The 9,733-nt window shown below is 61.3% G+C and carries 8 protein-coding genes; all 8 read left to right on the top strand.

Annotated features, from left to right (window positions below; genetic code table 11):
- Positions 1 to 471 precede the first annotated feature (471 nt).
- The 8 genes from NKH28_RS33740 to NKH28_RS33705 are packed head-to-tail and all read left to right on the top strand — an operon-like array spanning position 472 to position 9,345.
- Entirely contained in the window at positions 472 to 1,485 is a 1,014-nt protein-coding gene (locus NKH28_RS33740; protein WP_352542839.1) for an ABC transporter substrate-binding protein, read from the top strand.
- Between the two features lie 30 nt (positions 1,486 to 1,515).
- Positions 1,516 to 2,523, top strand: a complete 1,008-nt coding sequence (locus NKH28_RS33735) for an ABC transporter substrate-binding protein (RefSeq protein WP_352542840.1) — start codon at positions 1,516 to 1,518, stop codon at positions 2,521 to 2,523.
- A gap of 45 nt (positions 2,524 to 2,568) precedes the next feature.
- On the top strand, positions 2,569 to 3,576 hold the full coding sequence (locus tag NKH28_RS33730; RefSeq protein WP_352542841.1) for an ABC transporter substrate-binding protein: 1,008 nt from the start codon (positions 2,569 to 2,571) through the stop codon (positions 3,574 to 3,576).
- Between the two features lie 33 nt (positions 3,577 to 3,609).
- Positions 3,610 to 4,620, top strand: coding sequence for an ABC transporter substrate-binding protein (locus NKH28_RS33725; RefSeq protein ID WP_352685825.1), 1,011 nt, complete (start codon positions 3,610 to 3,612; stop codon positions 4,618 to 4,620).
- The gene (locus NKH28_RS33720; RefSeq protein ID WP_352542843.1) at positions 4,617 to 5,201 is read left to right on the top strand and encodes an SCO family protein; all 585 of its coding nucleotides are present in this window, start codon (positions 4,617 to 4,619) and stop codon (positions 5,199 to 5,201) included. The genes NKH28_RS33725 and NKH28_RS33720 overlap by 4 nt, the downstream gene beginning before the upstream one ends.
- Positions 5,167 to 7,821 carry a GAF domain-containing protein gene (locus NKH28_RS33715; RefSeq protein ID WP_352981413.1) on the top strand — a complete coding sequence of 885 codons (2,655 nt, stop codon included), beginning with the start codon at positions 5,167 to 5,169 and terminating at the stop codon, positions 7,819 to 7,821. Before NKH28_RS33720 ends, NKH28_RS33715 begins: the two co-directional genes overlap by 35 nt.
- Complete coding sequence (locus NKH28_RS33710) at positions 7,818 to 8,183, top strand: response regulator (protein ID WP_352981412.1); 366 nt, start codon at positions 7,818 to 7,820, stop codon at positions 8,181 to 8,183. Before NKH28_RS33715 ends, NKH28_RS33710 begins: the two co-directional genes overlap by 4 nt.
- A 13-nt stretch (positions 8,184 to 8,196) precedes the next feature.
- On the top strand, positions 8,197 to 9,345 hold the full coding sequence (locus NKH28_RS33705; RefSeq protein WP_352542846.1) for a response regulator: 1,149 nt from the start codon (positions 8,197 to 8,199) through the stop codon (positions 9,343 to 9,345).
- Positions 9,346 to 9,733: the final 388 nt, after the last annotated feature.

The following is a 9,733-nucleotide window of genomic DNA, read 5'->3' as shown; positions in this document are numbered from 1 at the left end:
CGACATCTGCCGAAATCCGAAATCCCCATAGCCATCGCCTGTGGCCCGCGGGTTCCTTCCTCGGGGACTTTCGTACGCCTGCCGGCGCCCGAAACTCTTCACGACAGCGGAATGGCGGCTTTTGGCGTCCGAAGAACGATAGCGGACGTTCAGCGGGTGGGTCCGGCCGCAGCAAACTTGAACTGGCCATTCGCAACCCCGTAAACAGTCTCCATGACAGCGAGGCGCTGGCGGGACGTTCGGCGTAGCAAGTTTTGCGCTCGCTACCTACGCAAATTGGGCGTATCGTGGCATATCGTCTGTTGCTAATAAATGAGCCGGCGACTGAGAGCGCAAGACTCTCGCATCGGACTAGGCGCGCTAGGTTCCACAACTACTCGTCGCGCTCACCAGACCATCTGCCTCTGCTGAAACCTCTTTTCCTCGGTTCCGGCCAGTATTGCTTTTGCCAATCGGAAGAGGAGCGTTCTGATGCAGATCATCCAAACCCGCCGCCGGTTCCTAGCCGGCGCTGCAATGGCAGGCGCTGCCGGTATCGTCGGTGTTCCAGGGTCACTCCACGCGGAACCGCCGTTGGAAACGACCACGGTTCGTCTGCCGCTGTGGGTCGGTAGTTCCTACTGTTGGGCAGGTGCGTACATCGCCGGAGAACTGATGCGCGCCGAGGGTCTTACCGATGTCCGCTACATAGAAGGCGACAGAAGCGTCAACCAATCGGTATGGATCGCACGCGGTGAGACCGATTTCTCCGTGAACTTTGCGCCGAACCAGGTCGCGTCGATCGCCGCCGGCGTGCCGATCAAGGTGCTGACCGGCTTGCACTCGGGATGCCTCGAACTGATCGCCAAGGAGAGCATTCGCAGCGTCACGGATCTGCGGGGCAAGAGAGTGGGCGTGAACGGTTTCAACAACTCGCGGCACGTGTGGCTGTCCCTCATGTCCGCTTATGTCGGACTCGATCCAGTGAACGATATCCAATGGGTCTTGACTAACGACGTCAAGCCGACGGAACTCTTCGTCGAAGGGAAGATCGACGCATTCCTCGGGACGCCGCCCCAGCCGCAGGAGCTGCGCGCCAAGAAGATCGGCCACACGATCCTCAACAATGCCGTCGACCGCCCGTGGTCGCAGTATTTCTGCTGCATGATCTCGGCCACGACGGACTATGTGACAAGATACCCGGTGGCGACCAAGCGGGTCTTGCGATCCATCCTCAAGGCCGCCGACCTCTGCGTGTCAGATCCCGAAAGTGTGGCCCAGCAGATGGTCGATCGCGATTTTGAGACCAGCTATGACTACGCGCTCCAAACTCTGAAGGACATTCGGTACGACCGCTGGCGGGAATTCGATCCCGAAGACTCCTTGCGGTTCTACGCACTGCGCATGCAGGAGACCGGCATGATCAGGTCCAGCCCACAACAGATCATCGCCAACGGAACGGACTGGCGCTTCCTCGACGAGTTGAAGCGTGAGCTGAAAACCTGATCCCATCTGGTCTCGAGGGGAGACGTAGACATGCAAATCATTCAGAGCCGCAGGCGCTTCCTGGCCGGCCTGACGGCTGCCGGCACCGCAAGCCTCGTCGGCGCTCCAACTCGAGTTCTTGCCGAGCCAGGGCCGGAGACCACACGCATTCGCTTGGCCAAGATCCCTAGCATCTGCGTGGCGCCACAGTATGTTGTAGAGGACCTGCTGCGCGCTGAGGGCTTCACCGAGGTTGCCTATGTCGCGGCAGGCCCCGGTGCGGCCACGGCCTCCGCGGTGGCGAATGGCGAGATCGACTTTAGCCTCAACTTCGTGACAAATTCGATCGTCGCCTTGGACTCCGGTGCGCGGCTCACCCTGCTCGGGGGCGTCCATCCCGGTTGCTTCGAGCTGTTTGCCAAGCACGGGATCGACAGCGTCGTCGATCTGAAAGGCCGGAACGTCGGCGTCCAGGGGCTCGGTTCGGGGCCGCATCTGTTCCTCGCCAGCATCGCCGCCTATGTCGGGCTCGATCCGGCGCGCGACATCAACTGGGTGGTGGACCCGGCGGTCAAGCCCAAGGAGCTGTTCGCGCGGGGCGAAATCGATGCATTCCTGGGCTTTCCGCCGGACCCGCAGGAATTGCGGCGCAGCAAGGTCGGGCACGTGATCGTCAACAGCACAGTGGACCGACCTTGGTCGCAATATTTTTGCTGCATGCTGTCCGGCAACAGCGATTTTGTGGCCGCGCATCCGGTTGCTACCAAGCGGGTGCTGCGCGCCATCCTCAAGGCCGCGGATCTATGCACCGCCGCGCCGGCCTTGGTTGCCGAGCGCTTGGTCGCGGGCGGATTCGCCAGCCGCTACGATGACGCGTTCGCAGCGATCAGCGAGTTGCCCTACCGGAAATGGCGGGACTACGATTCAACTGACACCGTCCGCTTCTATGCGCTGCGGCTGAAGGAAATCGGTTTGATCGGGTCCACACCCGACAGGATCATCGCCAACGGAACAGACTGGCGCTTCCTCAATGAGCTAAAGCGAGAGCTGAAGACGTAGACCTATCGCCAATACGCGTTGCCTTTTCAAGGGAAGGAGAGACTCGTGCAGATTGTCCAGAACCGTCGCCGTTTCCTTACAGGCCTGTCTGCGCTCGCAGCCGCGGGTCTTGCAAAGGGCCGCAACGCGGCCGCCGCCGAAGCGGCACCTGAAACCACGACCGCCCGCTTTGCGGCGGCGCCTGGTATCTGCATCGCTCCGCAGTACGTCGCCGAGGATCTGATCCGCGCAGAGGGGTTCTCAGATTTCGGCTTCGTGGCCGCCGAGGCCGGTATCGCCCAGACCGAGATGCTGGCGCGCGGGGACATCGACTTCGGCATTGACTTTGCCACGGCCCTAATCATTCCGGTCGACACTGGCGCACCGATCAAGGTGATCTCCGGAGTGCATGTCGGCTGCTACGAGTTGTTCGGACGCGAGGACATCAAGAGCATCGCGGATCTCAAGGGCCGCAAGGTCGGCGTCGGCGGCAATCTATCGTCGGATCCACATATCTTCGTCAGCGCCATGGCGACCTATGTCGGCCTCGATCCGCAACGCGACATCGAATGGATCGTCGGCGAGGCAAAGCCGGCCGAGCTCTTCGCCGATGGCAAGGTCGACGCCTTCCTGGCTTTTCCGCCTGAGGCTCAAGACCTCCGCGCCCGCAAAGTCGGCCACGTCATCCTCGACAGTTCCAAGGACCGACCGTGGTCGCAATATTACTGCTGCATGCTGGCGGTCAACGCCGCGTATGCCGAGAAAAATCCAGCCGCCACCAAGCGGGTCATCCGGGCGATCATCAAATCGGCCGACATCTGCGCGGCTGAACCGGAACGGGTGGCACGCCTTCTGGTGGATCGCGGACACACGGAACAATACGACTACGCTGTGCAGTCGCTCCGCGAGCTCCCATACTCTAACTGGCGCGACTTCGATCCCGAGGACACGATGAGGTTCTTCTCGCTGCGGCTGCATGAAGCCGGGATTGTCAAGTCGAGCCCAAACGAGATCATCGCGAACGGCACGGATTGGCGCTTTTTCAACGAGGTCAAGCGCGAGTTGAAAGGCTGAGTCTGCTCGTGCCGAGGGGAGAGGAGACGTGACATGGAGATTGTCCAGCGCCGCCGCCACTTCATGATGGGCCTGTCGGCGGTCGGCGCCGCGGTCCTCGTCAAAGTGCCGACATTGGCTCATGCCGAGCCGGCGCCAGAGACCACGACAGTGCGTTTGCCAAGGACGTTCCGCGCCCTTTGCGAAGCACCCAAGAATATCGCCGGGGAGCTATTGCGCGCCGAAGGGTTCACCGATGTACGCTACATAGACTTGGCCGTCGACTCCGATCCGTTCGCGATGCTCGCAAACGGCGAACTGGATTTCGCCACCGACTTTCCGCCAGCGCACATCATGGCGATCGAAGCCGGCATGCCGATAAAGGTGGTCACCGGCCTGCACTCCGGCTGCCTCGAACTGATCGTCAACGAAAGCATTAACAGCATCTCCGACCTCAAGGGCAAGAGGGTGGGCGTGTTCGCGCTGACGTCAGCTCCGCACGTGCTCGTGACCCTCATGGCCGCCTATGTCGGTCTCGATCCCGCCACCGATCTCAAGTGGGTCGCGAACCCGGACGTCAGCTCGATGCAACTCTTTAACGAAGGAAAGGTCGATGCCTTTCTGGCGGTGCCACCCGAGCCGCAGGAGCAGCGCGTCCGGAAGGTCGGCCACACGATCCTTAATACGACCGTCGACCGGCCATGGTCGCAACACTACTGCTGCATGCTTGCCGGCCGCGCGGACTATGTCGACAGACACCCGGTGGCGACCAAACGCGTGCTGCGAGCCATCCTCAAGGGCGCCGACATCTGCGTGTCGGATCCGCAACTGGCTGCGCAACTATCGGTCGACGGCAAGTTCACCGATCGATACGACTATGCATTGGAGGGCTTGCGCGGAGCGCGCTACGACGTGTGGCGGGAGTTCGACCCCGAAGACACGATGCGCTTCTACGCACTGCGGATGAACGAAGTCGGCTTCATTGAGGCCGGCCCTAACAAGATTATCGCCAACGGCACGGATTGGCGCCTCCTCAACGAGATCAAGCGCGAGATGAAAACGTGAGCGAGTGGCCGGCGCGCATCTTGGTGCTGGCGCTGATGGCCGGGCCGGCACACGCGCACGACGCGCGGCACGACGAGCGCCTGCCGACGATCGGACAGGCGCCGGACTTTACCTTGGTATCGCAGGATAGTGTGCGCGTGTCGCTGCACGACTTTCGCGGCAAGGTGGTCGCCGTCTCATTCATCTATACGCACTGTACCGACGTCTGCCCCATGCTGACCGCCCATATGGCCAGCGTGCAGGAGGAGTTGGGTAATGCGTTCGGACCCCAAATCGCCTTCGTTTCGATCACCGTCGACCCGGAGCGCGACACGCCCGATGTTTTGAAGGAATATGCACAGAATTTTGGCGCCGATCTGAAGGGCTGGTCGTTTCTTACCGGTGATCCGGCGATTGTCCATGAGGTTGGACGGAAATACGGCGTCATCGCGAAGAAAACGGTGGACGGAGATGTCGACCATACCTTGCTGACGTCGCTCGTAGACCCCAATGGCATCTTGCGAGTACAGTATCTTGGCGTCCGGTTCGACTTGGAGGAGTTCCGGGATGACCTTGTCAGCCTCTTGGACGAATCCAAATAGCATAACGAACCGGCTCGTTGGCTGGGTTGCCCGGCTGCCGGCGCGCGTCCAGACCAAGCTCTTGATCGCGTTCCTGTCGATCGTCGGCCTGCTGATCGTGCTCGGGGCCGTCGGGTTGCAGGTGCTGAGTGGGGTCAACGATCAGACCAACGAGCTGATCAAGCTGCAGCGCAGGATCGCGGCCTATCGCCAGGTGCAGCACGATACGACCACCCAGCTCTACGGCATCTCCACCGCCCTGTTGCTTCAGGACAACCGGATGCTGGATGGGGCGCTGCGCCAGCTCAACCAGTTTGGCTATGACCTCGACCGCATGGAGTTCGTCGCCAAAGCCGAAGTGGAAGTGCTTGGCCAGGTCAGGCAAGAGTACGAACGGCTGACGGCCGGGGTGACGCACGTGGCAGAGCTCGTCCGCGCCGGTCGCACGGACGAAGCGCGCAAGGTTCAGCTGGACGAGATCATGCCGTCGGCCGACCGCCTCGAGCGGCTGACAGACCAGCTGGTCAACATGGCCGAAGCCGACATGGTGGCGGCCATCGAAGCGAGCGAGGGTGCGTACGGCACGTCCAGACTGATCGTAGTCTCGTTTGCGGTGGGCAGCATCCTGCTCGCGCTTGCGCTTGGCTACATCATCTCCTGGTCGTTGATCGAACCGGTCAAGAAGATCGAGACGCGTCTCAGTCAGATAGCGGCCGGCGACTTCGCCCAACACGTTGCCGTCGCCAATCGCGACGAACTTGGAGTGCTCGCCGCTAACGTCAACCAGACCTCCGACCAGCTGGGGCGCTTGTATCAGGAGATTGAGACGCGCACCCAGCAGCTCGACGAGGCCCTTCAGCAGCAGACAGCCACTGCAGACGTTCTGAAGGTCATCAGCCGCTCTACCTTCGATCTGCAGGTTGTGCTCGATACGTTGGTGGAATCGGCTGTCAGGCTCTGCCGTGCCGACAAGGGTGGTATCGTGCAGTTGTTGGATGGCGTATTCCGCTATGTGTCGACGCATGGCTACCCGCCCAGTTTCAGCGCCTATGTCGACGCCAATCCACTTCCAGCGCTTGCCGCAGGCCGGGGCTCCGCCGTGGGGCGCGTAATCGAAGAACGGCGGATGGTGCAAATCGAAGACGTGACCGCTGATCCGGACTACCGCGTTGCCCTGATCGCTGAGGCCGGCGGATTCCGCACCGTCCTCGCTGCTCCGCTGTTACGGGAAGGTGATCTCGTTGGCGTATTCGTCATGACGAGGGTTGAGCCGCAATCTTTCAATCCCAAGGAGATCGCGCTCGTCGAGACATTCGCCGACCAGGCGGTGATCGCCATCGAGAATGCGCGGCTCTTCGAGGCGGTGCAGTCACGAACGCGCGAGCTTGCCGCGTCTGTTGGTGAGCTCGAGGCGCTTGGTGAGGTGAGCAAGGCGGTCAATTCGACGCTGGATCTCGACACGGTGCTGAAAACAATCGTCGCCAAAGCGGTCCAGTTGTCGGAGACGGATGCTGGCACCATCTACGTGTTCAGCAGCACGCGGCAGCAATTCCGTCCGCGCGCAAACTTCGGTATGAGCGATGAGCTTATCGCCGCAGTCTCACACCAGACGATCGGGCTGGCCGACATGGGGATCGGCGACGCACCCGGGCGCTGCATGCCGGTGCAGTTTCCCGACCTCGGCCAGGAGACCTCATCCTTCCTTGTAAGAAAGACGATCGTCGATGCCGGATATCGCGGTATCCTGATCGTTCCGCTGCTGAGGCCCAACAAGATCGTCGGTGCACTGGTCGTCAGGCGCCACAAGCCAGGTGCCTTCCATGAGCAAGTCGTCCACCTGCTGGAGACCTTCGCAGCCCAATCGGTGCTCGCGATCCAGAATGCCATGCTGTTCCGCGAGATCGAGGAGAAAGGCCGGGAGCTGGAGACCGCCAGCCGCCACAAGTCCCAGTTCCTCGCGAATATGAGCCACGAGCTCAGGACACCGCTCAATTCGGTCTTGGGCTTCACAGAACTGCTGGTCGACGGCATCTACGGCGAACTCCCGGACAAGGCGAAGACGACCGTCGCGCGCGTGCAGGCAAACGGCCGCCACCTCCTCGGGCTCATCAACGACGTACTCGACCTTTCGAAGATCGAAGCCGGCCAGCTCACGCTGGCGATCGAGGACTACTCGGTCGCGCAGGTTGTTCGATTGGCCGTTACGGCTGTCGAGCCGCTGGCAGGAGCGAAGGGTCTTGAGCTTTCAACGACTGTTGCCGAGAACCTTCCAATCGGCCGCGGGGACGAACGCCGTTTGACGCAGGTCCTGCTCAATCTTGCAGGCAATGCCGTCAAGTTCACCGAAACGGGTGCGGTCGACATTCTTGCCGGCGCGGTAGACGGACATTTCGAGATCACCGTCCGGGATACAGGTCCCGGCATCGCGTCCAAGGACCAGGGTCTCATCTTCGAAGAATTCCAGCAGGTCGACAACAGCAGCACCAGGCAGAAGGGTGGCACAGGTCTCGGCCTGGCGATCTCGAAGCGCATCGTCGAAATGCATGGTGGGACCATAGACGTCGAGTCCGTGCTCGGGTCAGGATCGACATTCCGGCTGAAGATACCAATCCGGGTGAATGAGGAAGTGAGGGCCGCATGAGCAAACGAATCCTGATGGTGGAAGACACCGAGGACAACCGCCAGATCATCCGCGATCTCATTGCCACCACCGAATACGAACTGATCGAGGCGGCGGACGGCGCCGCCGGCATCGCTGCAGCGGGAGCGCACAGGCCAGACCTGATCCTTATGGACATTCAGCTCCCGGTGATCGACGGGTATGAAGCGGCCCGCCGCATCAAGGCTGACCCAACGGTGCGGCACATCCCGATCATCGCCGTCACCTCCTACGCGCTGTCGGGTGATGAGGCGAAAGCCCTTGCTGCAGGGTGCGATGGCTACATTGCCAAGCCCTTCAGTCCGCGCCAGCTGCTCGCAATGGTTCGGCAGTTCCTTTCCTGAAGGAGACAACGTCTTGCATGATCCGCCCCGAATTCTCGCGGTCGACGATACTCCGGAAAACCTCGAGATCCTGCGCATGCGCCTCGAGGCGAATGGCTACGAAGTGGCGACCGCCGCCGATGGTGAAGAGGGGTTTGCAAAAGCTCGCGAACTCACGCCGGATCTGATCCTGCTCGACATCATGATGCCGAAGCTCGACGGTATCAGCGTGGTTCGCCTGCTCAAGCAGGACATCTCGCTGCAGGCGATTCCGGTCATCCTCGTCACCGCGAAGGCCGATACGCGTGATCTTGTCGAGGGGCTGGACGCCGGGGGTGACGACTACCTGACAAAGCCCTTCGAGCACAGGGCGCTGTTGGCGCGGGTGCGCTCGATGCTTCGCCAGAAGGCGCTTCACGATACCGTCGCAAGTCAGGCCCAACTCCTCCAGGAACAGGCCGCACAGCTTTCCAATTGGAACCGCTCGCTCGAGCAGACCCTGGCGGATCAGGTGATCGAGATCGAGCGAATGGGCCGACTCCGGCGTTTCCTGCCCGAGCAAGTCGCCGACCTGATCCTTGCGGCGGGAAATGGCGACGCGCTTCTGCAAAGTCACCGTCGCGAGGTGACCGTTGTCTTTTGCGATCTACGCGGCTTTACAGCCTTCGCCGAAACTGCCGAACCCGAGGAGGTGATGGCGGTGCTTGGCGAATATCACGCCTGTCTTGGTGAACAAATCGTCCGCCACGAGGGAACTCTTGAGCGGTTCGTGGGCGACGGTATCGTTGTGGTTTTCAACGATCCACTGCCCTGCGCCGACCATACCGAGAGAGCCGTCTGCATGGCTACGGCGATGCGTGATGCGATTGACGAGCATTCGGAGCAATGGCGCAAGCGCGATCACTTGCTCGGCTTCGGAATCGGCATCGCCCGAGGCCATGCAACCATCGGGCGGATCGGTTTCGATCAGCGCGCCGATTATGCAGTGATAGGCACAGTGTCGAACCACGCCGCCCGATTATGCGAGGAAGCCAGGCCACGCCAGATTCTCGTCAGCCAGCGGGTCGTTGGTGCCGTCGAATCCCTGGTTGAGTCCGTCGCCGTTGGCGAACTGACGCTGAAGGGCTTTCGCCGATCGATGCCTGCCTATGAAATTGTGCGGTGGATCGGTCGGCCAAGCTAGGGATCACTGTGCCTAATGAGATAGATCGGCTCCTGCGCTGAATGGGCCATACAATGATGCGGGCAGCTAGACCGATCAGCGATCGGACGGCCTTGAGCTCCATGGCCGTTGCTCCCTATTCGCCTCGCTCGGGGAAACTTCCCAACGTCAGCTCGCAAGGCACGTTACAGATACCTGGTTGGCTTCTTTCAAGCCCGGTCGCCACAAGGCGCGACAGGAGTGTCCGGAAGTCCAGCCCAACCTATGAAGAGCGCCTGGACAAGATGGCCGTAGCGGATGGGTGCAGGATAGTGTGCTGAAGGTTCTGCAAAAAGTTTTGGAGAGAGAACGGGGCTTGCTCTGAGGGGCGAGCGGCCATGGCACGGTGGTGACGTTGCGATCACCGATT

This window comes from Mesorhizobium sp. M1227 (genome assembly GCF_040318315.1).
Classification (GTDB): domain Bacteria; phylum Pseudomonadota; class Alphaproteobacteria; order Rhizobiales; family Rhizobiaceae; genus Mesorhizobium.
Note: the sequence above shows the minus strand (reverse complement) of the source record. Positions and strands in the feature narration are given on the sequence as shown.

Excerpts from the sequence above, each read along its gene's own strand:
- NKH28_RS33710 (WP_352981412.1), top strand. The coding sequence starts at position 7,818 with ATGAGCAAACGAATCCTGATGGTGGAAGACACCGAGGACAACCGCCAG.
- NKH28_RS33740 (WP_352542839.1), top strand. The coding sequence starts at position 472 with ATGCAGATCATCCAAACCCGCCGCCGGTTCCTAGCCGGCGCTGCAATG.
- NKH28_RS33725 (WP_352685825.1), top strand. The coding sequence starts at position 3,610 with ATGGAGATTGTCCAGCGCCGCCGCCACTTCATGATGGGCCTGTCGGCG.
- NKH28_RS33735 (WP_352542840.1), top strand. The coding sequence starts at position 1,516 with ATGCAAATCATTCAGAGCCGCAGGCGCTTCCTGGCCGGCCTGACGGCT.
- NKH28_RS33715 (WP_352981413.1), top strand. The coding sequence starts at position 5,167 with ATGACCTTGTCAGCCTCTTGGACGAATCCAAATAGCATAACGAACCGG.